The organism is Nonomuraea sp. NPDC059023 (assembly GCF_042740095.1).
Classification (GTDB): domain Bacteria; phylum Actinomycetota; class Actinomycetes; order Streptosporangiales; family Streptosporangiaceae; genus Nonomuraea.
The window spans coordinates 194,530-218,858 of sequence record NZ_JBHYIO010000010.1 but is presented as its reverse complement, the minus strand read 5'-3'; the positions used below and the strand labels follow the sequence as shown (position 1 = coordinate 218,858).

Genomic DNA, 24,329 nt, shown 5'->3' with positions numbered 1-24,329 from the left:
GGAGTGCCGCTAAGACAGCAGCAGGGATGCGGGTGTGTGGGTCAGTGGGTGGCGCTGGTCAGGTGGCGTTGCGGGCGGGTGCGGGCGGCGCGGCGGGCGTGGTAGGCGAGGGGCATGTACCGCAACCGCTCGGGCAGCCGCGGCGTCACCATCGCCACCAGCCGCCCGATCCGCCGCAGCCGCCGCTCGTCGCGGGCCGTCCACCTCAGGCCGAGCATCGCGCGTACGGCGGGCGGCAACGTCCCCACGGTCACGAAGGCGTTGAACCCCCCGGAGGCCACCCCCACCGGCATCCACAGCCGCCGCACCGCCGCGGGCAGCCGAGGCGGGGCGGGTGTGCCGCGCATGACGGCGAGCACGTCCAGCGCGGTGGCGTGCGCCTCCAGCCGGTTGGCGACCATGTCGTCGAAGTAGGCCCAGAAGGCCGGCATGTCCGGCGGCGTCTTCCGCTCGGGCACCCGCAGGATCCGGGCGAGCTGCCGTGATTCGGCCAGCATCCGTTCCTCGTCCGCCGCCGAGTAGGGGGTGCCGAACACCCGGTTCAACGTCAGGAAGCGCTCGAACAACGACCAGTGCACCCACGCCCATGCCTCGCCGTTGAGCGCGTGGTAGACCCGGCCCCGCTCGTCCACGCCGCTGATCGGCTCGTGGAGCTCGCGGAGCCGCCGGCCTTCTGCCAGGCCGTCCGGCCCGCCGTACACCCAGGTCTGGACGGAGGTGAGCGTGCGGTCGAGGCGTCCCCACGGGTCTTGTTTGAAGGTGGAGTGCTCGGCGACGGCGGCGCCCACGGCGGGGTGCATGGTCTGCAGGATCAGCGCACTGCCGGCGACCAGCAGGTTGCGGTACTCACCCGCGGTGTCCCAGTGCATCGATCCCGGGCCGAAGGGCTCAACGTCCATGACGGCGCCTCCTGGGTGATACATCTTCTCTTTCTTTGTATCACCCAGAAGTCACCCCAGTAACCCATCACTTATCTACAGGGTGAAGACGATCTTCCCGAAGATCTCGCCCTCGTGCATCGCGGCGAACCCGGCCGCCGCCTCGGCCAGCGGAAGCGTTCTGTCGATGACCGGGCGCACCCCGGTCTGCTCCAGAAAGACGGACAGGCGCTGGAGCTGGTCCCTGGTGCCCATCGTGGAGCCGACCACGGACAGCTGCAGGAAGAAGACCCGGTTCAGGTCGGCGGGCGGGACCGCGCCGCTGGTCGCGCCGGAGACCACGATGCGGCCGCCCGGCCTGAGCGACTTCAGCGAGTGGTCCCAGGTGGCCTGGCCGACGGTTTCCATGACCGCGTCCACGCGCTCGGGCAGCCGCGCGCCGGGCTCGAAGACCCGGTCGGCGCCCAGTTCGAGGGCCCGCTCCCGCTTCCCGGCCGACCGGCTGGTGGCCCAGACCCGGTAGCCGCCGGCCCGGCCGAGCGCGATCAGCGCCGTGGCCACGCCGCCGCCGGCGCCCTGCACCAGCACGGTCGCGCCCGGCTGCAGCCCGGCCTTGTCGAACAACATCCGGTAGGCGGTCAGCCACGCCGTGGGCAGGCAGGCCGCCTGCTCGAAGCTGAGCGCCGCCGGCTTGGGCACCAGGTTCCGCTTCGGGACGGCCACGCGCTCCGCGAAGGTGCCGTCGTAGGTCTCCGACAGCAGCGAGCGCTTGGGGTCGAGCGTCTCGTCGGCGCCCGAGCCGATCACCGAGTGGACGATGACCTCGTTGCCGTCCTCGTCCAGGCCGGCGGCGTCGCAGCCGAGCACGATCGGCAGCCGGTCCTGGCGGATGCCGACGCCCTTCAGCGTCCACAGGTCGTGGTGGTTGAGCGCGGTGGCCTTGACCGTGACGGTCGTCCACCCGTCGGGCGCCTTGGGCTCGGCGTGCTCGCCGAGCCTCAGGCCGGCGAGCGGGTTGTCGGGATCGGTCTGTGCGGCGGTTGCGGCGAACATGGCCGCACCTTACTTCAGCCCGTCAGCCGAGCGAGTCGCGGATCTGCCGTGCGGCCGTGTCGAGGGCCTGGCGGACCTCCTCCAGGCGTTCGCGGGTGAGCTGGCTCTCCGACGCCTCCTCGCGCACCTGCCCCACGAAGTCGGCCAGCATCCCGCCGAGCTCGTTGTCCAGCTCGACCCGGTTGGGGGATACCCCGCCGATCGTGGTCCAGATGTCGCCCCAGATGCGCCGCCACTCGTGCTTGAGCCGCTCGCTCTCGCCCTGCCACGAGCTCACGTTCTCGGTCCACTGGCGCTTCTGCTCCTCCTTGAGGCGCCGCATGTCGGCCTTCTGCCCGGTACGCACGTCCTTGGCCATCTTCGTCAGCTCCTCGCGGAGCGACTTGACGGTGTCGCGGACGTCCTCCTTGACCTCGCGGGCGATGTCGCGGACCGAGGCGGAGATCTCCTGCTCCAGGTCGGCCAGCTCGTCGAGGCGCTCGTCGAGCTCTTCGCGGCCCTTGTCGGTGATGGAGAAGACCTTCTTGCCGTCGACCACCTCGTGGGTGACCAGGCCCTCCTCCTCCAGACGGGCCAGCCGCGGGTAGATGGTGCCGGGGGAGGGCGAGTAGACGCCGAGGAAGCGGTCCTGGAGGAGGCGGATCACCTCGTACCCGTGACGGGGGCTCTCCTCCAGCAGCTTGAGCAGGTACAGCCGCAGGCGGCCGTGACCGAAGACGGGGCTCATTCCTTCTCTCCCTTGAGCAGCGCGACCTCGCCGGAGACCGTGGTCACCGTGAGCGAGGCCATGCCGCCGCCGAGCCGTCCCGACATCGACTGCGAGCCGGGCTTGCTTTGGTTGACGAGCCGGTCGAACGTGCTGACGACCCGGCCGGAGGTCGAGCGGACGGCGACGTCGGCCTCGACGTTCTCCGGCAGCCTGACCATGACGCCGCCCGAGACGCTGTTGAGCGTCACGTGACCGGTGGGCCGCAGCGCCAGGTCGGCGGTGATGCGGCCGGACACGGTGTTGGCTTTCAGCCGCCGTGGTATCCCGTTGGCGACGGTGAGGTCGCCGGAGATGCTCTTGAAGGCCAGGTCGCCGGCCATCGCGCGACTCTCGACGTCGCCGGAGACGGTGGTGGCGCTCACGTCGCCGCTCACACCGTCGAGGACGATCTCGCCGGAGACGCTCCTGACCTGCGTCTGCCGCTCGAACCCGGCGACCACGGCGGGCGCGGAGACGACTCCCGCGTTGACCCTGCAGGTCTTCGGCACGGTGAGCGTCAGCACCGAGCGCCGCTTGTCGCGCCGCAGCCAGCCGAGCAGGCCGTCCCAGGTGAGGTCCTTGTAGGTGACGCTGAGCTCCCCGGCCTCCTCGTCATAGGTGACGATCAGCGGTGAGGCCGACTCGACCTCGGACACCTCGAGCCCCGGCGGTCCGTCGCTGGCCAGCACGTTGAGCTTGCCCGCGACGATGCGCACGTCCAGCGCCGTCACCGGGCCGAACGTGAGCTGTTCGGGCCCGTCGATAGTCCACTGAGCCATGACCCCTCCGCGTTAGGTTCCTCCATACACGATATGTCGCGTCAAACCAAAACTCAAGATGTATCGCGTTTGCCCGTGCGGTCGCGTCTACTCGTCGTCGTCATCCAGCCGGGCCAGCCACGTGGCCAGCCGCTCGACGGGCGTCTCGAACTCCGGGTTGAGATCGACGAACTCCTTCAGCCGCTCCCCGAGCCAGAGGATGCTGACCTCCTCCTCGCCGCGGCGCTCGACGAGCTCCTCGATCCCCCGATCGGTGAAGTACATGGTGCTCCGTTCTAACAGAAAGCCCCCGCCGGAGCGGGGGCTTCCAGATGGAAACGACTAGCCGAAGAGCTCGTGCACGATCTCCTCGAGCTCCTTGTCGTGAGCGGCGTGTGAGCCGGTCGCGGGGGAGCTGTTGGGGGTGCGCGAGACCCGGCGGAGGGCACGGCCGCCGAGCAACTGCGGGTCCTCCGCCAGCTTCAGCGTGAGGTACGGCCACGGCCCCATGTTGACCGGCTCGTCCTGGGCCCAGAGCAGCTCGGCCTGCGCGCCGTACCGGGAGAGTTCGGCGGTGAGCTCCTCGGCCGGGAACGGGTAGAGGCGCTCCAGACGGACGATCGCGACATCCTCGCGGCCCGCCGCCTCACGACCGGCGGCCAGGTCGTAGTAGAGCTTGCCGGAGGTCAGCACGACCTTGGTGACCTTCGACGGGTCGGCGGTGGTGTCGCCGATGACCGGCTGGAAGGTGCCCGAGGTGAAGTCGGCCGCCTTCGAGGTCGCCTTCTTGTGCCGCAGCAGCGACTTGGGCGTGAAGACCACCATCGGCTTGTGCCGCCCGGACTCCACCTGCCACCTGAGGAGGTGGAAGTAGTTGGCCGGGGTGGTGGGCTGCACGACCGTCATGTTGTCCAGGGCACAGACCTGTAGGAAGCGCTCGATCCGGGCGCTGGAGTGGTCGGGGCCCTGACCCTCGTAGCCATGCGGCAGCAGCAGGACGACGCCCGACTTCTGGCCCCACTTCTGCTCACCGGACGAGATGAACTCGTCGATGATCGTCTGTGCGCCGTTGACGAAGTCGCCGAACTGGGCCTCCCACGCCACGAGGGCGTCGGGGCGGACCACGCTGTAGCCGTACTCGAAGCCCAGTGCCGCGAACTCGCTGAGCAGCGAGTCGTAGACGTAGAACTTCGTGGTGCCGTGGTTGAAGGTCTTCAGCGGGGTGTGGTCCTCGCCGGTCATCCTGTCGACCAGCACCGCGTGGCGCTGGGTGAAGGTGCCGCGGCGGGTGTCCTGGCCGACGAAGCGGACCGGGTGCCCGTCGATGAGCAGGGAGCCGATCGCCAGCGCCTCACCCATCGACCAGTCGATCGCGTCCTGCTCGACCATCTGGCCGCGCCGCTGCAGCACCGGCGACAGGCGCGGGTGCACGGTGAAGCCCTCGGGCAGGTTGAGCTGGGTGTCGACGATGCGCTTGAGCGTCTCGTCGGTGATCGCCGTGGGCGTGTCCGTGTGCGACCACTTGATCACCTCGGTGGGCGGCACGCGCAGCTCGCCGGAGTCCTGGTGCGGCTGCTTGGCCGCCTCGCGGACCTCGGTGAACGCCTGCTCCAGCTTGGCCTGGTAGTCGCGCAGCGCCGACTCGGCCTCTTCGACCGTGATGTCGCCGCGGCCGATCAGGGCCTCGGTGTAGAGCTTGCGCGTGGAGCGCTTGGCGTCGATGAGGTCGTACATCAGCGGCTGGGTGAAGGCGGGGTTGTCGCCCTCGTTGTGGCCGCGGCGGCGGTAGCAGATCAGGTCGATGACCACGTCCTTGCGGAACGCCTGACGGTACTCGTAGGCCAGCTGGCCCACGCGGACCACGGCCTCCGGGTCGTCGCCGTTGACGTGGAAGATCGGGGCCTGGATCATCCTGGCCACGTCGGTGGCGTACACGCTGCTTCGGGAGGAAGCGGGCGAGGTCGTGAAGCCGACCTGGTTGTTGACCACGATGTGGATCGAGCCGCCGGTGCGGTAGCCGCGCAGCTGCGACAGGTTGAGCGTCTCGGCCACGACGCCCTGGCCGGCGAAGGCCGCGTCGCCGTGGATGAGCACGGGCAGGACCGTGAAGCCCTCCTCGCCACGCTCCAGGAGGTCCTGCTTGGCGCGGACGACGCCTTCGAGCACCGGGTCGACCGCCTCCAGGTGGGAGGGGTTGGCCACGACCGAGGCGGTGATGGTCTTGCCGCCGGGTGCGGTGAAGGTGCCGGAGGCGCCCAGGTGGTACTTCACGTCGCCGGAGCCGTGGGCGGTCCGCGGGTCGATGTTGCCCTCGAACTCGGTGAAGATCTGCCCGTAGGACTTGCCGACGATGTTGGCGAGCACGTTGAGCCGGCCGCGGTGGGCCATGCCGATGACGACCTCGTCGAGGTCCTCGTCGGCGGCGTCGCTGATCACCGAGTCGAGCAGCGGGATCAGGGACTCGCCGCCCTCCAGCGAGAAGCGCTTCTGGCCGACGAACTTCGTCTGCAGAAACGTCTCGAACGCCTCGGCGGTGTTGAGCCGGCCGAGGATGTTGAGCTGCTCCTCGCGGTCGGGCGAGGCGTGCGCCATCTCGACCCGCGCCTGGATCCAGGACCGTTCCTCCGGGCTCTGGATGTGCATGTACTCGATGCCGACCGTGCGGCAGTACGAGTCGCGCAGCACGCCCAGGATCTCGCGCAGCTTCATCAGCGGGCGGCCGCCGAAACCGCCGGTCGCGAACTCGCGCTCCAGGTCCCACAGCGTCAGGCCGTGCGACTGGATGTCGAGGTCGGGGTGCTTGCGCTGCTTGTACTCCAGCGGGTCGGTCTCGGCCATGAGGTGGCCGCGTACCCGGTAGGCGTGGATCAGCTCGATCACCCGCGCCGACTTGGAGACGTCGTCGTCGTGGGAGGCGGAGATGTCCTGGACCCAGCGGACCGGCTCGTAGGGGATCCGCAGCGCCTCGAAGATTTCGTCGTAGAAGCCGTTCTCGCCCAGCAGCAACCGGTGGATCTGGCGCAGGAAGTCGCCCGACTGGGCGCCCTGGATGATCCGGTGGTCGTAGGTGCTGGTCAGCGTCATGACCTTGGAGACCGCCAGCCTCGACAGGGTGTCGGGGGCGGCGCCCTGGTACTCGGCCGGGTACTCCATGGCGCCCACGCCGATGATCGTGCCCTGGCCGGGCATCAGGCGCGGCACGGAATGGACGGTGCCGATCGTGCCGGGGTTGGTCAGCGAGATCGAGGTGCCGGCGAAGTCGTCGACGCCCAGCTTGTTGCCGCGTGCTTTGCGGACGATGTCCTCGTAGGCCATCCAGAACTGGCGGAAGTCCATGTCGTCGGCCGCCTTGATGGACGGCACGAGGAGCTGGCGCTCACCGTTGCTCTTCTGGACGTCGATGGCCAGACCGAAGTTCACGTGCTCCGGCTTGACCAGCGTCGGCTTGCCTTCGACCTCGGTGTAGGAGAAGTTCATCTCCGGCATGGCCTTCAGCGCCTTGACGATCGCGAATCCGATCAGGTGCGTGAAGGAGACCTTGCCGCCGCGTCCCCGCTTGAGGTGATTGTTGATCACGATGCGGTTGTCGATGAGCAACTTGGCCGGGATGGCCCGGACGCTCGTCGCCGTCGGTACCGACAGCGACAGGTCCATGTTGGCCGCCGTACGGGCCGCGGCGCCGCGCAACTTGACCTCTTCGGCGCCCTTGGGCACCGCCGTGGCAGGCTGCTTCGGCTTCTCGGCCGCGGGCGCCGGGGTGGCCGGCGCCTTGGCGGGAGCTGGTGCGGGGGCGGGCGCGGTTGTAGTGCCGTTCGCCGCCTCCCTGGCCGGGGTTCGGCCCGGTCCGTAGTCAGGGTTGTAGTCAGCGAAGAAGTTCCACCAGGCCTTGTCCACAGACTCGGGATCCTGGAGGTACTTCTGGTACAGCTCGTCGACAAGCCACTCGTTTTGCCCAAAGCTTGCCAGCGGGTTTGACCGCGACGACTCAGACGACACGGCGGAAATCGCCCTCTTCCGCAGATCGGCGTTGATGTTAGAGAACCGGTCCAAGGCTACTCGCACAGACCGGCAGAGCGCGCCGGAGAGACCACCGCGCCCCGCCTGATCCTCTCAGGAGAGTCCAAAGAGGTCACGCCCCCCTAGTCAATCCAGGTGGTGCAGCCAATATTACTGTTTGGTATCAACAGGCTGACAGGAGGTTTAGTTCCCGGCGGAGATGACTCTGCTGGTGATCCGCACGCCGGGGGAGAGCTCGGTCAGGAGTTCCGCCAGTTCCTCGCCGGCGACCTTGAGCTCCTCCAGCGTCATCGGCTCCAGGCGCTCCAGCAGGAACAGGCCGTTGACCGTCTCCTCGGTCAGCCGGGTGCGCGCCACCTGGCGCCAGTTCCACCGCCGGCAGGTGACGCCGAGGTCGTCGCGCCAGATCACCTCGCCGGGCTCGGGCGTGCCCAGCGCCTCCTCCGACGCCTCGTCGCCGCCGGCCCTGATCAGCCGGGCGGGTCCCGCGTACCGGTCGAGGTCCTCGCCGCCGATCGGCAGCGCGTGGGTGACGCTCACGGAGTTGTAGGCGTCGACGATCCGGTTGATCTCCGGCAGCGGCAGCCTGCGGGTCAGCGCGTCGACGCTCGGGCGCGTGCGCTGGGGCTTGGCGCCGAACGCGCGGTAGGCGTCCTTCCAGGCGTCGATCTTCTCGGTCTGAACGGCCCGCGCGGAAGCCTCGGCCAGCCAGCCGCGCGCCCGCTCGTCCGTGGGCCCGTTCTTCATCCCGTGGGCCGTCATGACCAGGACCGCGAAGTCGGGACGGAGCTCGAAGATCGCCTCGTCCACCCGGATGTGCTCAATCATGCCTGGCAGCTTAGGCGGCCAATTCGCAAAAATCACTTTGCAAAATTGTCTTTGCGGCTTACCGTCAAGGTATGGAAGAGGGATACCGGATCACCGATCCCGAAGTGCTCAAGGCGGTCGCGCACCCGCTGCGCGTGCGGATGCTCGGCATGCTGCGCGCGGACGGCCCCGCGACCGCCAGCCAGCTGGCCAGGCGGGTCGGCGAGAGCTCGGGCTCGACCAGCTACCACCTGCGCGAGCTGGCCAAGTACGGCTTCATCGAGGAGGACCCCTCGGCGGACGGCAGAGAACGCCGCTGGCGCGCCCGCCACCACTACACGAGCTGGGACAACGTCCAGATGGGCGCCACGCCCCAGGGCCGCGAGGCCCTGAGGATCATGAAGATGCGCCAGGTGGAGGCGCTCGTCCACGCCATCGAGCGCTTCGACGAGAACGACTGGTCCACCGCGTGGGTCGAGGCCGGCGGCATGACCGACATCCTGGCCAAGCTGCCGCCCGCCGGCCTGCGCGAGTTCTTCGAGCGCGCCGACGCCCTGATCACCGAGCTGGAAGAGCGCTACGCCGACGACCCCGAGACCGTGCAGGCGCACGTGTTCCTCGCCGGATACCCCAGAAGGGAACTGGACGCGTGACTCCCTTGAGCGCGCGCCGCCGCTACGCCCTCGTCAGCTTCCTCACCTGGCTGCCGCCCGGACTGATGATGGCCCCGATGGTGCTGCTGATGACCGAGCGCGGGCTCAGCCTGCCGCAGGTCGGCCTGACCGTGACCGTCTTCTCGGTCGTGACGATCGCGCTGGAGCTGCCGACCGGCGGCCTGTCGGACGTGATCGGCCGGCGCACGGTCCTGGCCGCCTCGGCCGCCGTCAGCGTGCTCGCGATGGTGACGCTGGCCTTCGCCACCACCCTGGGAGTGTTCCTGGCCGCCGCCGTGCTCAAGGGCGTGGCCAGAGCGCTCTCCAGCGGCCCCGCTGAGGCCTGGTACGTCGACACCCTCCACGCCGCCCAGGGCCCCGCCGCCGACCTGCGCCCGGGACTGGCCAGGGGCAGCGCGATGGGCTCCGTCGCCCTGTGCGCGGGCATGCTGACCGGCGGTGTCCTGCCGCTGGCCGTGCCGCCGGGCGCGCCCATCGTTCCGCTCGCCGCGCCGGCGCTGGCCAGCGCGCTGGCCGCCGCCGTACTCCTCGTTGTGGTCCTGCTCGCCCTGCCGGAACCGCCGCACGCGCGCCGCTCGATCGGCGGCGTGCTGCGCGAGGTGCCGCTCACCGTGGCCGCCGGGCTGCGGCTGGCCACCGGCGGCCCGCAGCTGCGCCGCCTCATGCTCTACGCGGTCGCCAACGGCGTCGCCCTCACCGCCGTCGAGCTGCTGACCCCGGGACGCCTGGCCGACCTCGCCGGTACGGCGGAGCGCGGCACCACCGCCTATGCCCTCGTGGCCGCCGTCGGCTTCGCGGGCAGCGCGGCGGGCTCGTCGCTCGGACCGGCGCTGGCCAGGCTCGCCGGCGGCAACGCCAGGGGCGCGAGCGCCGGCGTCGTGCTCGCGGCGCTGTCACTCGGCGCGCTGGCCGCCACCGCCGGCCTGGACGGGCCACCGGGCCTGGTGAGCGCCGGCATCGCCTACGTGCTGATGTTCACCGGGATCAGCGCCACCGGCCTGCTGGCCCAGACCATGACGCACAACGCGGTCACCGCTGCCGAACGCACCACCGTCACCTCGATCGGCTCCCTGTCGCTGCAGGCCGGCGGCGCGCTGTCCAACATGGCGCTCGGCCTGCTCGCCGCCGGCGCGGGAGTGGCCCCGGCCTGGGGCCTGGTGGCCTTCGTGCTGCTGCTGTCGAGCCTGCTGTTCGTCCGGCTGCCGGAGCGCGTGAGGGAGGCCGTGTGAACGCGACCTCCGCCGCCCGCCGGTACGCGCTGGTCAGCTTCCTGACCTGGCTGCCCGCCGGGCTGATGATCGCCCCGCTGGTCCTGCTCATGCTCGACCGGGGGCTGACGATCGTGCAGGTGGGCGTGGTCATGACCGTGTACTCGCTGGTCATCGCCGTGCTTGAGCTGCCGACCGGCGGGCTCGCCGACGTGGTGGGGCGGCGGGCGGTGCTCGCGGTCGCCGCGGCCTGCACCGCCCTGTCGCTGGGTTTGCTGGTGCTGGCCGACTCGTTCTGGGCGTTCGTGCTGGCCTGCGGGGTCCTCGGGGTGTCCAGGGCGTTGTCCAGCGGGCCGGCTGAGGCCTGGTACGTCGACACCCTGCACGCGATCGAGGGGCCCGAGGCGGATCTGCGTCCGGGGCTGGCGCGCGGTCACGTGCTGGAGGACGTCGCCCTGGGCGTCGGCGTGCTGGCCGGCGGCTTCGTGCCGCTCCTGGACCTGCCGCTGGGCCTGCCCGCGCTGGCCGTCCCGCCGCTGGCTGGGGCCGTGGCCGCGCTGGTGTGGCTGGGTGTCGTGCTGGTGGCGCTGCCGGAGCCGCCCCATCCCCGGGTGCCGATGGGCGAGGTGTTGCGCGGCGTGCCGCGCACCGTGGCCTCGGGGGTGCGCGTGGCGGTCCGCGACGGGGTACTGCGGCGGCTCGTACTGCTGTCGGCGGTGGTGGGGATGGCACTGACCTGCGTCGAACTGCTGGTGCCCGGTCATCTGGCCGCGCTCACCGGCTCGGCCGAGCTCGGGGCCACCGCCTACGCGGTCGTGGCGGCGGTGGGGTTCGCGGGCGGCGCGCTCGGCAGCGGCCTGGCTCCGGCGCTCGCGAGAAGACTGGCCGGGCGGGAAGCCCCCGGTATCAGGGGTTCGGTGCGCGGGGCGGTCGCCGGGCTGGTGCTGTCGGGGCTCTCGCTGGCGGGCCTGGCCCTGTCGGTCCTGCTCGGCGGCGCGTCCGGGGTGGGCTCCGTGGTGCTGGCGGGGCTGCCGTACGCGGTGCTCTTCGTCGGGCTGGGCGCCTATGGCGTTCTGCGGGCGGAGCTCGGCCATCACCGGGTCACCGCCACGGAGCGGGCCACGATGGCCTCGGCGGCGTCGCTGGCCGGGTCCGGCGGGGCCGCGCTGGCCAACCTGACGCTGGCGCCGCTGGCCATGGGCCTGGGGACGTCGGCGGCCTGGTGGCTGGTGGCGGCGGTGGTGCTGCTGTCGAGCCTGCTGTTCTTCCGCCTGCCGATCAAGGAGCAGGCGGCGGCGTGAGCCGGTTACAGCCACCCGTGCCGCTTGGCCAGCTGGTAGGCCTCGGCGCGGGTGGCGGTGCCGAGCTTGGTGACGGCGGCGGCCAGGTAGTTGCGGACGGTGCCGTTGGACAGGTGCGTACGGCGGGCGATCACCGCGACCGGCGTGTCCAGTTCGGCCAGGCGCAGCACGTCCAGTTCGCGCGGGGTGAGCGGGCACTCCGGGGCGGTCAGGGCGTCGGCCGCCAGCTCGGGGTCCACGTAGCGGGCGCCGCCGTGGACGCGCCTGATGACGTCGGCCAGCGCGCCGCCGGGTGCGCCCTTGGGCAGGAAGCCGCTGGCTCCGGCGTCGAGGGCGCGCTTGAGGAGGGGCGGCCTGCCGTACCCGGTGAGGATGATCACGCGGCAGGACGGCAGCACGGCGGCCAGCTCGGCACTGACCTCCAGCCCGCCGAGGGCGGGCATCTCCAGGTCGACCACGGCCACGTCGGGGCGGTGGGACAGCGCGGCCTGGACGGCGGCGCGGCCGTCGGCGGCCTGCGCGACCACCTCCAGGTCGGGCTCCAGCCCCAGCAGCGCGGCCAGCGCCGTGCGGATGAGCTCCTCGTCGTCGGCGAGCAGGACCTTGATCACCTGAGGGTCGCCTCCAGGGTGAACACGCCGCCTTCGAGGCGGGTGCGGAGTGTGCCGCCGGACTCGGCCAGCCGGTCGGCCAGGCCCCGCAGACCGGACGAATGGGGGTCGGCCGGGCGCTCGGCGGCGCCGTCGTTGGCCACGGTGACGCCGTCGGGGCCGACCTCGATGGTGCACCAGGTGGCCTTGCTGTGGCGCAGCACGTTCGTGCCGGCCTCGCGCACGACGGGCGCGAGGCGGGCCGCGACGTCCTGCGGGAGGTCCTGTGCGGGCAGGGTCGCGGTGCAGCGCACGCCCGAGGAGCGGAGCACCTGCTCGATCGCGGTGATCTGCGCGCGCAGATCGACCTCCCGATACCCGTGTACGGCCCGCCGCAGGTCACTCAGCGCCGCGGCGGCCAGCCTGCGCAGGTCGGCGGCCTCCTCGGCGGCGCGGCCCGGATCGCGCTCGGCCAGCTCCGCCTTGAGCGCGATGACCGACAGGTCGTGCCCCAGAAGGTCGTGCACGTCGCGGGCGAAGCGCAGGCGTTCCTCGGCGGCGGCCAGCTTGACCTGGGCCTTCCTGCCGTCGTCGGCCTCGACGAGCAGCGTCCAGAGCCACAGGTGCAGGCCGCTGACGGCCACGAGGCAGAGCCCGACCGCGACCGTGATCGTGAAGTAGCCGATGTCGCCGTGCCACCAGGCCAGCAGCGCGGCGGCGGCGAGCGTCGCGGCGACGGTGGTGACGACGACCGGCCGGCGGCCGAGCACCGGCGCGGTCGCCAGGATCGAGGCGCCGATCCAGGCCCACGACTCCCACCGGCCCGCTTCCTGCGCGGCGGCGAGCGGCCCGACCAGCGGGACGGAGGCCAGAGCGGTCACGCCGAAGGCCTGGGCGAGCCGGTGCTGGATGTTCCTGGAGATGTCGGGCGTGACGGTCGCGTACAGCAGGGCGGCCTGCGCGGCGGCGAAGAGCAGTGTGCCCGTGGCGCCGAGCACCGCGCGGACCGGATCGGGCTCTCTGAACACCCCGATGCCCGGCAGTATCAGGCTGGACATCACCGCCATGCTGAGCGTCGCCAGGGTGGCGAGTCGCGCGCGGCGCAGGCGTACGTGCACGGGCGTGATTCTAGGCGCGGTTGGCATGCTTCAACGGTCGGGCCGGGTGCGCACAAAGGGCAGATGCGGAGCGCATGATGCCGCCATTAGAATATGATTCTGTAACAATGGGTGAATGGCTAAGTTTGTGGTGACACCCGCCAGCGAGGAACAGCGTGCCGCCTGGCAGAGCAGAGTGGCGATGCCGGAGGTCGAGCGGGTCCGGCCGGGATTGTGGTCGATCCCGGTGCCGATCCCGATCAATCCCTTGCGGTACGTGCTGGTCTACGCGTTGGAGCTGCCCGGCGGGGTGGTGATCGTCGACGCGGGCTGGAACACCGACGAGGCCTACCAGGCGCTCTGCGACGGGCTGTCGGTGGCGGGCTACTCGATCACCGACGTCAAGGGCGTGCTGGTCACCCACATCCACCCCGACCACTACGGCCTGGCCGGCCGCGTGCGCGAGAGCAGCGGCGCCTGGATCGCCCTGCACCCGGCCGACGCGAACCTCCTGCACGACCGCTACGACGACGGCGCCATCGACGCGCTGGTGGAGAAGGAACGCCGCCTCCTCGTACGCTCCGGCGTGCCCCGGCTGACCCTCGACGAGCTGGCCGGAGCCTCGATGATGATCAGGCACATGGTCTCCATGGCCAAGCCCGACCGCCTGGTGGAGGACGGCGAGGCACTCGGCCTGCCCGGCTGGGACCTGCGGGCGATCTGGACGCCCGGACACTCGCCCGGTCACCTGTGCTTCGTCTCGCCCGAACGCCGGATCCTGTTCTCCGGCGACCACGTGCTGGCCAAGATCACCCCGATCGTCGCCGTGCACCCGCAGTCGGGGCCGAACCCGCTGGCCGACTACCTCGACTCGCTGGCCGCCGTGCGCAAGTGGGACGTGGACGAGGTGCTGCCCGCCCACGAGTACCGCTTCCTCGAACTGGCCGAGCGCGTGGACCACGTCATGCTCCACCACGAGGAGCGGCTGGCCGAGATCGAGGCCGTGGCCGCCGACGTGGCCTCGGGGATCTCCTGCTGGGACATCGCCACGCGGCTCACGTGGTCGCGCCCGTGGGAGACGATCCCGCCGTTCATGCGCCGCTCGGCCAACAACGAGACGCTGGCGCACCTGGTGTGGCTGGAGGCGCGCGGGCGGCTGCGCCGTATCGCGGGTGACGTGGATCTCTGGGTGCCCGCCTGATATTTCATGTATATCAAGTAGGGAATGTTGACTACGCGGAATCTCCCGCGTAGCGTCGTGGACATGAGCCCGGATTTGACCCGGCGCGCGCATGTCGACTTCTGCCGCGTCGTCAGCGCCCAGTGTCAGTGATCACGATCTTTCGCTCCCTGACCCTCGATCGCCTCGGGAGGGCGCTCGATGAAGATCCAGATCAACCATGTGACCAAGCACTTCGGCTCTCTCACCGTCCTGTCGGACATCACCTTTGACGTACGGCAGGGCGAGTTCCTGACCATCGCCGGCCCCGGCGGATGCGGCAAGTCGACCCTCCTCGACCTGATCAGCGGCCTGCTCAAGCCGAGCGCCGGCGAGATCCTCCTCGACGGCGCGCCGGTGACCGGAAGCGGGTTCGACCGCGGCGTCGTGCTCCAGCAGCACGCGCTGTTCCCCTGGCGCACCGCGCTGGGCAACGTGGAGTTCGGGCTGGAGGCCACGGCCGTGCCGCGCGGCGAGCGGGCCGGTCTGGCGCGTCACTACCTCGGCCTGGTCGGGCTCGGCGCCCTCGACGACCGCTACCCGCACGAACTGACCGCCGGCACCCGCCGGCGCGTGGCCATCGCCAGAAGCCTCGCCTACGACCCCGGCGTGCTGCTCATGGACGAGCCGTTCGCGGCGCTCGACACCCGGACTCGTTCCTCGCTGCGCGAGGATCTGCTGTCGGTCTGGGAGAAGACCGGCAAGACCATCGTCTTCGCCACCCGGTCGCTGGACGAGGCCGCCTACCTGGGCCGGCGGGTCGCCATCCTGACCTCCTCGCCGGGCCGCGTCCTGTCCCTTCACGACACGGAGCCCCTCCGCGAGGGGGCGGGCTCCCTTGCCTAGGCCGTCGCCGGTCGCCCCCGGCCTCGCCACCTCTGCTCTCGACGACGACGACGGCCCCATCGCGCCCGGCGTCCCCGCTTCCGCCGCGCTCGGGGCGGCGGAAGCGGCGAACGCCGGCGCGAGCACCACGTGGAGGACCCCTTGAGCATGCATCTGAACGCCTTTCTCATGGGCGTCGGCCATCACGAGGCCGCCTGGCGGCACCCGCTGACCGACCCCGGCCGCATCACCGACATCCGCCACTACGAGGAACTGGCCAGGATCGCCGAACGCGGCAAGCTCGACTCGCTGTTCCTGGCCGACGGGCTGGCGTTGTGGGGCGACGTGCGGCACAACGCGCTCGGCGGGCTGGAGCCGCTGACCCTGCTGTCCGCGCTGGCCACGGTGACCGAGCACATCGGGTTGATCGCGACCGTGTCCACGACGTACAACGAGCCGTTCCACGTGGCGCGCAAGTTCGCCTCGCTCGACCACATCAGCGGCGGCCGGGCCGGTTGGAACATCGTGACCTCCGCGGGGGAGGCCGAGGCCAGGAACTTCGGCGTCGAGCGGCCCGCGCACAGCGTGCGGTACCACCGGGCGGAGGAGTTCCTGGAGGTGGCCGACGCCCTGTGGAGCAGCTGGGCCGAGGGCGCCGTGATCAATGACCGGGTCAACGGGATTTACGCCGATAAATCAAGCATTGGGCCGATTAATCATGCCGGAACGCACTTCACCGTCCAAGGGCCGCTGAACGTCCAGCCCTCGCCCCAGGGACGGCCGCTGCTGGTGCAGGCGGGCTCGTCGGAGGACGGCAAGGAGTTCGCCGCCAGGTTCGCCGAAGCCGTCTTCACCGCCCAGCAGACCTTGGAGGACGCCCAGGAGTTCTACGCGGACCTGAAGGGGCGGCTGCCCGCCTACGGGCGCACGCCGTACCAGCTGAAGATCCTTCCCGGCATCGCGCCCGTCATCGGCTCGACCGAGCGCGAGGCGCTGCAGCGGGAGAAGGAGCTCGAAGACCTCATCACTCCCGCCTACGGCCTGCGCCAGCTCTCCAACATCTTCGGCGCCGACCTGACCGGCCACCCCCTCGACGGACCGCTGCCGGAACTGCCGCCCAACCCCGACGGCCAGCAGAGCCGCATCAAGCTCGTGCGCGACCTCGCCGACCGGGAGGGGCTCACACTGCGCGGCATCATCAGCCGCCTGGCCGGAGGACGCGGTCACCGGGTCGTCGTCGGCACCCCCGAGCAGATCGCCGACCAGCTCCAGGAGTGGTACCAGAACGGCGCCGCCGACGGCTTCAACATCATGCCCCCTTACCTGCCCGCCGGGCTGGCCGACTTCGTCGACCTGGTCGTGCCCGAGTTGCAGGTGCGCGGGTTGTTCCGTACCGAATACGACGGGCGCACGCTGCGCGAGCGCTACGGCCTGTCCCTGGCGGAGGTCTCATGAGCATCGTGACGGTCGTCGGCAACCCAAGGGCCGGTTCCAGGACGTACGGCGCGGCGGTGGCGGCCGCCACCGCGATCGCGGACCGGTTGCGCGGGCACACCGGATTCGGCGACGAGACTCCGGGTTTCCCCGGCGGTGCTTCGGAGTTCGGCGGTGCTTCGGGGTTTGGCGGTGGGGGCGGGCACCAGGCTGAGGTGGTGGACCTTTCGGCGCTGGCGCCCGTGATCCTGGACCCGGGCCCGCACGCGGCGCTGGAGGTCGCGCTCGAACTCGTGGCCTCCGCCTCCGTCGTCGTCTTCGCCAGCCCGACCTACAAGGCCACCTACACCGGACTGCTCAAGGCGTTCGTCGACCGGTTCCCGCCGGACGCGCTGGCCGGCAAGACCGCGCTGCCCGTCCTCGTCATGGGCGACCCGCGGCACGCGCTGGCGGTCGAGACCCACTTCCGGCCGCTCCTGGTCGAACTGGGCGCGCACGTGCCCACCCCCGGGCTCGCCCTCCTGGAGTCCGAACTGCCCGGCGAGGACGTCATCGCGCGCTGGGCCGGCCGGGTGGGCCCGCAGATCGTGACGAGGGAAGAGGCGCTCAGATGACGGCCCACGCGTACGAGCACGGCTATGGCGTGGACGCCGACGGGTTCCGTACCGCGCTGGCCCAGCACGCGGCGGGTGTCGTGATCGTCACCGCCCGCCCGGAGGGCGTCCCTGTCGGCCTGACCGCGACGTCGTTCTCCTCCGTCAGCCTCGAACCGCCGCTGGTCTCCTTCTACGTCGACCGTTCCTCCACCACCTGGCCGTGGCTACGGCTGGCCGACCACTTCGCCGTCAACGTCCTGGCCGGCAACCAGCACGACCTGGCCACCCGCTTCGCCCGCCGCGGCATCGACCGCTTCGCCGGGCCGACCCGCTGGCACCCCGGGCCCTTCGAGACGCCGCTGCTGGACGACGTGGCCGCCCACCTGATCTGCGTGCCGCACACGACCGTGGACATCGGCGACCACACGCTGGTGGTGGGGTTGGTGGTGGAGTGTGCGGCCGGGGGCAACCGGCCCCTCCTGTACCACCGCGGCCGCTACGGCCGTTTCCTCCCGCACTGAGGGACTCCGCCCGAGGGCCGGGCGGGCTGAGGGGGCCGGACGAAGGCTGGCGGCCCGGCCCCCTCAGCACTTCACCACCTCAGACCCGGGGCTGTCCGGGCTCGGACGGCCTTTCGGACCCGGCCGCCCCGGGACCCGGACAGCGCCGGGCCTGAGGAACCCCGAGCCGGGGCATGGACCCGGGCGAGAGGGCGGCGCAGAGCTGGGTCTGGGAGGCACCCAGGTCTGCGCCGCCCGGGGGATGGCCGCCCAGGGGATGGGTCGCACGGACCAGGCAACCTCGGGACCCGCGCGGCCAGATCCCGAACGGCCCGGGGCCTCGGGTGGGCCAGAGCATCGGGGGGTGAGCGGCTCAGGGGACCAGGTGGGGCCGGAGGTCCGGGTGGGTCAGAGGTCCGGGGGGTGGGGTGGGGAGACGGGTGGGGGAGGGAAGGTCAGGCGAGGCGGGCGAGGCCGCGGGCGGTGGGGAGGGGGAGGTCGAGGAGGGTGCGGATGCCGGGCTCGGCGGACACCACGGCGGGGATGGAGTTGACGGCGTGGGAGGCGGCAGCGGCCAGGCCGTGGGAGACCTCCTCCACCGACACCGTCATCTGCGGCACCCCCTCGATGTGGATCGAGAACCCGGGATCGGGCCAGCGGCGTACCTTGGCGGCGTCGGCCTTGTAGACCACTTCGATGGTCATGAAGGGCCGCCCGCGTACCAGACCGCTGAAGACCCAGCGCGAGGCGCAGACGGTGCCCTCGCGCACCAGCCCGGCGGCGATCTCGAACTCCTCCGTCGCCAGCTCGAACTCGTCGCTCTCCTCCACCTCGTCCAGCTGGACCCCGAGCGCGTCGGCCACGAGCTGGGCGCTCTCGGCGAACAGCGAACGCTGGAAGGCCCGGTACGGCCGGACCGCCGCGATGTAGTCCTTGGCCGATCGCGTGAACCCGACCAGGTCGACGACGATCTGCCGGGACGGGTGACCGCGGAAGTCGGACGACTCGCGCACGTAGATGTGGTCGACCCTGGAGGAGAGGCCGCTCAGCGCCAGGGGCAGGAAGTCGCTCATGAAGCCCGGGTTCACGCCGGTGCCGTGGAGCGAGGTGCCGCCTTCGGCGCAGGCGCTCTCGATGCGCTGGACGACGCCGGGGCCGTAGGACTTGGGGTAGACGAAGCCGGTCGTGGTGATGACGTTCTTGCCGGAGGCCAGCAGGGCGCAGATCGTCTCCAGGTCGGCGGCCTGGTCGGCGCCGAAGTACGAGGCGGGCAGCGGCATGTGCAGGACGCAGTCGGCGTCGGTGGCCAGGATGCGTTCGATGTCGTCGGTGCAGGTGACGCCGGTGCGGGGGAGCGCCACGAGGTCTCCGGCATCCTTGCCGGTCTTGTCGGGGTCGTAGACGAGCACACCCGCCAGCTCTAACTCTGGTCTGCTGAGCACGCTGCGCAGCGCGTAGCGACCAACAGCGCCGGTGGCCCATTGGACCACGCGGATTGCGGGCATGGAGAGCCTCCAAGCCGGATTGGAGGGTGGGCGCAGAGCCCAGAACTCTAGCAGAAAAAGACCTGTCTGATCACTATCCGCGACGATCAGCCCTTCGTGATCACCAACACCTCTTCTCCGGAAGGAGGGGGCGGGTACTAGAATGTTGTTCTCTTTAACCGAGGTCGACGAGGTGGAGGTTCGATGCTTCGGTTCGATGACAGGGTCGCGATCATCACGGGGGCCGGACACGGTCTGGGCAGGTCACACGCGCTGCTGCTGGCGGAGCGGGGCGCGAAGGTGGTGGTCAACGACCTCGGCGGGGCACTGGACGGCACCGGGGCCTCGACCGGGCCCGCCGCGGACGTGGTCGAGCTCATCCAGAAGAACGGCGGGCAGGCCGTCGCCAGCACCGACAACGTGGCCACGCCGGAGGGCGCCCAGGCGATCGTGCGCACGGCGGTCGAGGCGTTCGGCGGCGTGGACGTCGTCATCAACAACGCGGGCATCCTGCGCGACAAGTCGTTCGGGAAGATGACGGTGGAGGAGTTCGACGGCGTGCTGGCCGTGCACGTACGCGGCTCCTACCTGGTCAGCCAGGCGGCGTACCCCCATATGAAGGAGGCCGGATACGGCCGGATCGTCAACACCTCCTCGCCCGCCGGGCTGTTCGGCAACTTCGGGCAGGCCAACTACTCCACCGCGAAGATGGGCCTGGTCGGCCTGACCAAGACGCTCGGGATCGAGGGCGCGCGCAACGGCATCAAGGCCAACGCCATCGCCCCGATCGCCTGGACCCGGATGACCGAGGCGCTGCTGCCGGCCGAGTTCGAGGCGAAGTTCACGCCGGAGCGGGTGAGCGCGCTGGTCGCCTACCTGGCGCACGACTCGTGTGAGGCGTCGGGCGAGGTGTTCAGCGTGGGCGGCGGCCGGGTGGCGCGCGTGTTCGTGGCCGAGGGGCCCGGCTGGAAGTCCGACGACCTCTCGCCGGAGGCGATCGCCGACAACTGGGCGGCGGTGATGACGGAGCAGCCGTACGTGCTGACGGCGGGCGACTCCATGAAGGCCATGCTCTGAGAAGCGAAGATCCGCAGCGGGCCTCCCCGGCGGGGGCCCGCTTTCCATGTCCCGGGGCGGAAGGATGTTCCGTTAGAAGCCGGTGATTCGAGGAAGAAATAATCGCGGCAGCTACGGTCACGACTCGCCTGCTTGCGAAGGGTACCCATGGAGCCTCCCTCCCGGCTGCGCTCGTTAGGGATCGCCGCCTTGTCGCCGCTGGTGCTGTGCGGCTTCGCGCTGGCGCCGGGGATCGTGGGGATGGTCGTCGTCGGCGTGCTCAGGGTGCTGCCGTCGGGCTCCGACATGCTGGCGGTGTGGCTGGGCTGCCTGGTGGCCGTGATCGGGCTGCACGCCTGGGCGGTGCTGGCGACGTTGCGCCTGCGCAGGACGCCCTGGCTGCCGCTGGCCGGGCAGGTGGCGCTGACGGTGGCTCCGCTTCTCTACTGGACGGGGTGGGCGCCGGTCACCGTACTGCTGACCGGGACGTTGCTGGTGGTGGCCGAGCGGAAACGGTCCTGGACGCTGGTGGTCGTGGCGCTGGGGTGCGGGCCGGTGATGCTGAGCGTGGTCGACCAGCCGTGGCTGCTCGCGGCGCCGGTGGTGGGGTTCGCCGAGTACGCGGTGGTCAGCCTGACCGTGCGGGCGCACTCGCTGCGGGCCGTACTGACCGACCAGGTCTGCCGCGCGGTCGAGGACGAGCGGCACCGGCTCACCCGTGACCTGCACGACCTCGTGGGCCACCGGCTGACGCTGCTGATCCTGCGGATCGAGCTGGCGCAGCGGCAACTGGAGAAGAACAGCGAGCGGGGCCGCGAGGAGCTGGACGAGGCGCTGGAGCTCGTGCGCGGCGTGACCGAGGACGTGCGCTCGGTGGCGCACCTGGGCCGCAGCTACTCCCTGGAGACCGAGCTGAGCTCGGCCCGCTCGGTGCTGGAGTCGGCCGGGCTGAGCTGTCATGTCCACGTCGCCTGCGGCGGGCTCCCGCAGTCGGCCATCCAGGTGCTGACCTACGTCCTGCGCGAGGGCGTCACCAACATCCTGCGGCACACGACCGCCCGCGAATGCTCGATCCAGGTTCTGGAGGAGGGCGGCATGGTGCTGCTGTCGATACTCAACGACGGCGCCAAGAAGCCGCGTCACCAGCCGGGCCAGGGGCTGCGGAACCTGAGGGAGCGGGTCGTCGAGTACGGCGGCTGGTTCGAGGCCAGGGCCATGCACCACGGCCGATTTAGAATGTCGGTATATATTCCCGGGAATCCCAACTAATGCGTCTGTGAAATCATCACAAATGGCTGTGTGGTCTTCCTACTTGCTGATGATTCGTGTAACTAGACGAATAGCCCCGCCAGCTCGCATTCTCTAGAGGTGTTCCCACCAGGGAGGCGGGCTTGATGGAGCAGTACGAGATGTATTGTCTGGCGGATCCAGTCTTTTATGACGTGCTGGACGAGCGGAAGTCGCCGGACGCTCTTTTCCCCGTCGCCCGCCGCCCGGTGCCCGACGGCTGGACCCATCACCCCACCGACACCTGGATGTACTACGCGCCGGTCAACGAGGAGCCGTTGCCGGCCCAGGGATGGAAGATCCACGTCTCCGCCCGGGTGGACGACGCCGAGAAGGCGCTCTCCGCCATCTGGGACTACTGCGTGCCCCGCGGCGTGGCCTTCAAGTTTCTGCGCGGCCTGCCGGTGCTGGTGATGCTCGGCTCCAAGGCCGCCTCCCGCGCATCGAGCGGCAAGCTCGTCACCATCTACCCGCGTGACGAGGCGCAGCTCGAACTCGTGCTCAAGGAGCTCAACGAGCTGCTGCGCGGGGTGAAGGGCCCCTACATCCTGAGCGACCTGCGCTACGGCGACGGCCCCCTGTTCGTCCGGTACGGCGGCTTCGCCGAGCGCCACTGCCTGTCCGAGAGCGGCGAGCGTGTCCTGGCCGTCGAGGACGGCGAGGGGAACCTGGTGCCGGACGTGCGGAACGCGGTGTTCTCCGTGCCGCCCTGGACGAGCCTGCCCGACTTCCTTCAGCCGCACCTTGACGTCAGGAACGCGGTCAAGCTGGACGGCCTGCCGTACAAGGTGGAGAGTGTCCTGCACTTCTCCAACGGCGGCGGCGTCTACCTCGCCGCGGACCTGCGGACCGGCGCGCGCGTCGTGCTCAAGGAGGCCAGGCCGCACGCCGGGCTCGACGCGGCCGGCCGGGACGCGGTGGCGCGGCTCGGGCACGAGCGCGACATGCTGGCGCGGCTGGCCGGCCTGGACGCCTCGCCCGCGCTCATCGACCACTTCGAGCTGGGCGAGCACCACTTCCTCGTGCAGGAGTTCGTGGAGGCCACCACGCTGCAGCGCAGGCTGGTCCACAAGTATCCGCTGACCTCGGCGACCTGTACGGCCGCCGACCTGGAGGAATACACCGGCTGGGCCCTGGAGATCCTCGCCCGGGTGGACGTGGCGGTGCGCTCGCTGCACGAGCGCGGGGTCGTCTTCGGCGACCTGCACCCGGACAACATCCTGCTCACCGACGACGGCCGGGTCGTGCTGATCGACTACGAGGTCGCCACGCTCGTCGAGAACGGCGACCGCGCCGCCCTGGCCCACCCCGCCTTCGTCGCCCCGCAGGAACGACAGGGCGTCGAGGTCGACGAATACGCGCTGGCGTGCCTGCGGATGGCGTTGTTCGCGCCCCAGTGCACGATCATGCAGCCGCTCCACCACGGCAAGGTGCGTCACCTGGGCGCGATCGTGACGGAGACGTTCGGCGCCGACCTGGGCGAAGCGGTCGAGACGATCGCCGGCGACGCGACCTGGACGCCCCCGCCGCTCCCCGGCGACGACCCCTGGCCGCAGGTACGCGACGCGCTGGCCAAGGCCATCACCGCGAGCGCGACACCCGAGCGCGACGACCGGCTCTTCCCCGGCGACCCGGCGCAGTTCAAGCCGGGCGGCGGACTCGGACTTGCCCACGGCGCGGCCGGCGTGCTCTACGCGCTGGTCAAAGCCGGCTGCGAGCCGGTGCACGAGGACTGGCTGCGCCGGCGGGCGACCAAGCCGGCGCCGGGCTCCGGCCTCGGGTTGTACGACGGGCTGCACGGCATCGCGCACGTCCTCGACCTGCTGGGCCACCGCCAGGACGCGCTCGACGTGGCCGACATCGTGCTGCGGGAGAAGTGGGAAGGCCTGGAGGCGTCCCTCTTCTCCGGCCTGTCGGGCATCGGGCTGAACCTCTTCCACCTCGGCCTGGACGAACCGGCCAACCGCGCCGTGGAGCTGTGCGCCGGCCGCCTCGACGTCGAGGTGCCCGAGATCAGCGGCGGCACGAACCCGCACGCCGGGCTCATGAACGGCTTCTCCGGCCCCGCGCTGCTCTTCGTCCACGCCTACGAGCGCACCGGCGACTCCGGCCTGCTCGACCTGGCCGAGACCGCGCTCCGCCTGGACCTGCGGCGGTGCCGTACCGCGGAGGACGGCTCGCTCCAGGTCAACCAGGGCTGGCGGCTGCTGCCCTACCTCGACGAGGGGTCGGCCGGCATCGCGATGGTCCTCGAACGTTACCTGCGCCACCGGCCCTCCTCCGAGCTCGCTCCCGAGCTGGAGAAGTTGCGGCTGGTCGCGCGATCAGGCTTCTTCGTGCAGTCGGGCCTGTTCACCGGCCGCGCCGGCATCCTCGCCGCCTTCGGGAAGGGCCCGCGCGATCTGCGCTGGCACGCCCTCCCGTACGGCGGGGGCCTGGCCTTCCCCGGTGATCAGCTGCTGCGGCTGTCCATGGATCTGGCTACAGGAAGTGCGGGTGTGTTACTCGCTCTGGCAACGGCGGTGCCGGAGCCGCGGGCTCACCTCCCCTTCCTGGAGTCACCTGCCCGACACGAGCACAGGAAGGAGGTGTAGACAACATGACTCTCCTCGACCTTCAGGGCCTGGAGGCACCGGCAAGCAGCGACGTCGCCAGCGGCGGCAGCACGCTCACTGTCCTTACGTGCCACTCCGGCAAGCCGAGCAACCTCAGCGTCGCTCTGTGCCACTAAGAAAGTAAATGGGTCCCGGGGCGTCTGCGAAGGACGTCCCGGGATTCCGGGTTTAGGGGAAAGGAA

General features: G+C 70.7%; 22 protein-coding genes. 12 read left to right on the top strand and 10 right to left on the bottom strand.

Features of this window, described 5'->3' with window-relative positions:
- Window positions 1–41: 41 nt before the first annotated feature.
- The 7 genes from ACFWYW_RS19380 to ACFWYW_RS19350 all read right to left on the bottom strand — a co-directional run bounded on the left by ACFWYW_RS19380 (window position 42) and on the right by ACFWYW_RS19350 (window position 8,282).
- Complete coding sequence (locus ACFWYW_RS19380) at window positions 42–899, bottom strand: oxygenase MpaB family protein (RefSeq protein ID WP_379612190.1); 858 nt, start codon at window positions 897–899, stop codon at window positions 42–44.
- 75 nt (window positions 900–974) lie between these two features.
- Complete coding sequence (locus ACFWYW_RS19375; protein WP_379612189.1) at window positions 975–1,931, bottom strand: zinc-binding dehydrogenase; 957 nt, start codon at window positions 1,929–1,931, stop codon at window positions 975–977.
- A gap of 22 nt (window positions 1,932–1,953) precedes the next feature.
- Window positions 1,954–2,658 (bottom strand): PadR family transcriptional regulator, encoded by a 705-nt coding sequence (locus tag ACFWYW_RS19370; RefSeq protein ID WP_379612188.1) that lies wholly within the window; start codon window positions 2,656–2,658, stop codon window positions 1,954–1,956.
- Window positions 2,655–3,458, bottom strand: a complete 804-nt coding sequence (locus ACFWYW_RS19365; RefSeq protein WP_379612187.1) for a DUF4097 domain-containing protein — start codon at window positions 3,456–3,458, stop codon at window positions 2,655–2,657. Before ACFWYW_RS19365 ends, ACFWYW_RS19370 begins: the two co-directional genes overlap by 4 nt.
- Window positions 3,459–3,545: 87 nt before the next feature.
- Window positions 3,546–3,722 carry a DUF6104 family protein gene (locus ACFWYW_RS19360; protein ID WP_184972535.1) on the bottom strand — a complete coding sequence of 59 codons (177 nt, stop codon included), beginning with the start codon at window positions 3,720–3,722 and terminating at the stop codon, window positions 3,546–3,548.
- 57 nt (window positions 3,723–3,779) lie between these two features.
- Window positions 3,780–7,433 carry a multifunctional oxoglutarate decarboxylase/oxoglutarate dehydrogenase thiamine pyrophosphate-binding subunit/dihydrolipoyllysine-residue succinyltransferase subunit gene (locus tag ACFWYW_RS19355; RefSeq protein WP_379612186.1) on the bottom strand — a complete coding sequence of 1,218 codons (3,654 nt, stop codon included), beginning with the start codon at window positions 7,431–7,433 and terminating at the stop codon, window positions 3,780–3,782.
- Window positions 7,434–7,637: 204 nt separating this feature from the next.
- Complete coding sequence (locus ACFWYW_RS19350) at window positions 7,638–8,282, bottom strand: B3/4 domain-containing protein (protein WP_379612185.1); 645 nt, start codon at window positions 8,280–8,282, stop codon at window positions 7,638–7,640.
- 71 nt (window positions 8,283–8,353) lie between these two features.
- Between ACFWYW_RS19350 and ACFWYW_RS19345 the strand changes: the two genes are divergently transcribed.
- The 3 genes from ACFWYW_RS19345 to ACFWYW_RS19335 are packed head-to-tail and all read left to right on the top strand — an operon-like array spanning window position 8,354 to window position 11,444.
- The gene (locus ACFWYW_RS19345) at window positions 8,354–8,914 is read left to right on the top strand and encodes an ArsR/SmtB family transcription factor (protein ID WP_379612184.1); all 561 of its coding nucleotides are present in this window, start codon (window positions 8,354–8,356) and stop codon (window positions 8,912–8,914) included.
- Window positions 8,911–10,164, top strand: a complete 1,254-nt coding sequence (locus ACFWYW_RS19340) for an MFS transporter (RefSeq protein WP_379612183.1) — start codon at window positions 8,911–8,913, stop codon at window positions 10,162–10,164. Before ACFWYW_RS19345 ends, ACFWYW_RS19340 begins: the two co-directional genes overlap by 4 nt.
- The gene (locus tag ACFWYW_RS19335; protein WP_379612182.1) at window positions 10,161–11,444 is read left to right on the top strand and encodes an MFS transporter; all 1,284 of its coding nucleotides are present in this window, start codon (window positions 10,161–10,163) and stop codon (window positions 11,442–11,444) included. Before ACFWYW_RS19340 ends, ACFWYW_RS19335 begins: the two co-directional genes overlap by 4 nt.
- Window positions 11,445–11,449: 5 nt before the next feature.
- On the opposite strand, the gene ACFWYW_RS19330 is transcribed toward ACFWYW_RS19335, so the two are convergent.
- Complete coding sequence (locus ACFWYW_RS19330) at window positions 11,450–12,055, bottom strand: DNA-binding response regulator (protein ID WP_379612181.1); 606 nt, start codon at window positions 12,053–12,055, stop codon at window positions 11,450–11,452.
- Complete coding sequence (locus ACFWYW_RS19325) at window positions 12,052–13,152, bottom strand: sensor histidine kinase (protein ID WP_379612180.1); 1,101 nt, start codon at window positions 13,150–13,152, stop codon at window positions 12,052–12,054. The genes ACFWYW_RS19330 and ACFWYW_RS19325 overlap by 4 nt, the downstream gene beginning before the upstream one ends.
- 115 nt (window positions 13,153–13,267) lie before the next feature.
- On the opposite strand from ACFWYW_RS19325, the gene ACFWYW_RS19320 reads away from it, so the two are divergent.
- The 5 genes from ACFWYW_RS19320 to ACFWYW_RS19300 all read left to right on the top strand — a co-directional run bounded on the left by ACFWYW_RS19320 (window position 13,268) and on the right by ACFWYW_RS19300 (window position 17,726).
- Complete coding sequence (locus ACFWYW_RS19320) at window positions 13,268–14,332, top strand: MBL fold metallo-hydrolase (protein WP_379612179.1); 1,065 nt, start codon at window positions 13,268–13,270, stop codon at window positions 14,330–14,332.
- A 180-nt stretch (window positions 14,333–14,512) separates the two neighbouring features.
- Window positions 14,513–15,196, top strand: a complete 684-nt coding sequence (locus ACFWYW_RS19315) for an ABC transporter ATP-binding protein (RefSeq protein ID WP_379612178.1) — start codon at window positions 14,513–14,515, stop codon at window positions 15,194–15,196.
- A 147-nt stretch (window positions 15,197–15,343) separates the two neighbouring features.
- Complete coding sequence (locus tag ACFWYW_RS19310) at window positions 15,344–16,630, top strand: LLM class flavin-dependent oxidoreductase (RefSeq protein WP_379612258.1); 1,287 nt, start codon at window positions 15,344–15,346, stop codon at window positions 16,628–16,630.
- The gene (locus ACFWYW_RS19305; RefSeq protein ID WP_379612177.1) at window positions 16,627–17,223 is read left to right on the top strand and encodes an NADPH-dependent FMN reductase; all 597 of its coding nucleotides are present in this window, start codon (window positions 16,627–16,629) and stop codon (window positions 17,221–17,223) included. Before ACFWYW_RS19310 ends, ACFWYW_RS19305 begins: the two co-directional genes overlap by 4 nt.
- Complete coding sequence (locus tag ACFWYW_RS19300; RefSeq protein WP_379612176.1) at window positions 17,220–17,726, top strand: flavin reductase family protein; 507 nt, start codon at window positions 17,220–17,222, stop codon at window positions 17,724–17,726. Before ACFWYW_RS19305 ends, ACFWYW_RS19300 begins: the two co-directional genes overlap by 4 nt.
- 434 nt (window positions 17,727–18,160) lie before the next feature.
- On the opposite strand, the gene ACFWYW_RS19295 is transcribed toward ACFWYW_RS19300, so the two are convergent.
- Entirely contained in the window at window positions 18,161–19,210 is a 1,050-nt protein-coding gene (locus ACFWYW_RS19295) for a dihydrodipicolinate reductase (protein WP_379612174.1), read from the bottom strand.
- A 183-nt stretch (window positions 19,211–19,393) separates the two neighbouring features.
- Between ACFWYW_RS19295 and ACFWYW_RS19290 the strand changes: the two genes are divergently transcribed.
- The 4 genes from ACFWYW_RS19290 (at window position 19,394) to ACFWYW_RS19275 (ending at window position 24,263) form a co-directional block, all read left to right on the top strand.
- Window positions 19,394–20,266 (top strand): SDR family oxidoreductase, encoded by an 873-nt coding sequence (locus ACFWYW_RS19290; RefSeq protein ID WP_379612173.1) that lies wholly within the window; start codon window positions 19,394–19,396, stop codon window positions 20,264–20,266.
- A 147-nt stretch (window positions 20,267–20,413) separates the two neighbouring features.
- Window positions 20,414–21,514, top strand: coding sequence for a sensor histidine kinase (locus ACFWYW_RS19285; RefSeq protein WP_379612172.1), 1,101 nt, complete (start codon window positions 20,414–20,416; stop codon window positions 21,512–21,514).
- A gap of 125 nt (window positions 21,515–21,639) precedes the next feature.
- Window positions 21,640–24,126 (top strand): class III lanthionine synthetase LanKC, encoded by a 2,487-nt coding sequence (gene lanKC, locus ACFWYW_RS19280; protein ID WP_379612171.1) that lies wholly within the window; start codon window positions 21,640–21,642, stop codon window positions 24,124–24,126.
- A gap of 5 nt (window positions 24,127–24,131) precedes the next feature.
- The gene (locus ACFWYW_RS19275) at window positions 24,132–24,263 is read left to right on the top strand and encodes a SapB/AmfS family lanthipeptide (RefSeq protein WP_184972567.1); all 132 of its coding nucleotides are present in this window, start codon (window positions 24,132–24,134) and stop codon (window positions 24,261–24,263) included.
- Window positions 24,264–24,329: the final 66 nt, after the last annotated feature.

Excerpts from the sequence above, each read along its gene's own strand:
- ACFWYW_RS19275 (WP_184972567.1), top strand. The coding sequence starts at position 24,132 with ATGACTCTCCTCGACCTTCAGGGCCTGGAGGCACCGGCAAGCAGCGAC.
- ACFWYW_RS19320 (WP_379612179.1), top strand. The coding sequence starts at position 13,268 with ATGGCTAAGTTTGTGGTGACACCCGCCAGCGAGGAACAGCGTGCCGCC.
- ACFWYW_RS19380 (WP_379612190.1), bottom strand. The coding sequence starts at position 899 with ATGGACGTTGAGCCCTTCGGCCCGGGATCGATGCACTGGGACACCGCG.
- ACFWYW_RS19295 (WP_379612174.1), bottom strand. The coding sequence starts at position 19,210 with ATGCCCGCAATCCGCGTGGTCCAATGGGCCACCGGCGCTGTTGGTCGC.
- ACFWYW_RS19285 (WP_379612172.1), top strand. The coding sequence starts at position 20,414 with ATGGAGCCTCCCTCCCGGCTGCGCTCGTTAGGGATCGCCGCCTTGTCG.
- ACFWYW_RS19360 (WP_184972535.1), bottom strand. The coding sequence starts at position 3,722 with ATGTACTTCACCGATCGGGGGATCGAGGAGCTCGTCGAGCGCCGCGGC.
- ACFWYW_RS19370 (WP_379612188.1), bottom strand. The coding sequence starts at position 2,658 with ATGAGCCCCGTCTTCGGTCACGGCCGCCTGCGGCTGTACCTGCTCAAG.
- ACFWYW_RS19365 (WP_379612187.1), bottom strand. The coding sequence starts at position 3,458 with ATGGCTCAGTGGACTATCGACGGGCCCGAACAGCTCACGTTCGGCCCG.
- lanKC (WP_379612171.1), top strand. The coding sequence starts at position 21,640 with ATGGAGCAGTACGAGATGTATTGTCTGGCGGATCCAGTCTTTTATGAC.
- ACFWYW_RS19290 (WP_379612173.1), top strand. The coding sequence starts at position 19,394 with ATGCTTCGGTTCGATGACAGGGTCGCGATCATCACGGGGGCCGGACAC.
- ACFWYW_RS19315 (WP_379612178.1), top strand. The coding sequence starts at position 14,513 with ATGAAGATCCAGATCAACCATGTGACCAAGCACTTCGGCTCTCTCACC.
- ACFWYW_RS19350 (WP_379612185.1), bottom strand. The coding sequence starts at position 8,282 with ATGATTGAGCACATCCGGGTGGACGAGGCGATCTTCGAGCTCCGTCCC.
- ACFWYW_RS19305 (WP_379612177.1), top strand. The coding sequence starts at position 16,627 with ATGAGCATCGTGACGGTCGTCGGCAACCCAAGGGCCGGTTCCAGGACG.
- ACFWYW_RS19300 (WP_379612176.1), top strand. The coding sequence starts at position 17,220 with ATGACGGCCCACGCGTACGAGCACGGCTATGGCGTGGACGCCGACGGG.
- ACFWYW_RS19345 (WP_379612184.1), top strand. The coding sequence starts at position 8,354 with ATGGAAGAGGGATACCGGATCACCGATCCCGAAGTGCTCAAGGCGGTC.
- ACFWYW_RS19375 (WP_379612189.1), bottom strand. The coding sequence starts at position 1,931 with ATGTTCGCCGCAACCGCCGCACAGACCGATCCCGACAACCCGCTCGCC.
- ACFWYW_RS19310 (WP_379612258.1), top strand. The coding sequence starts at position 15,344 with ATGCATCTGAACGCCTTTCTCATGGGCGTCGGCCATCACGAGGCCGCC.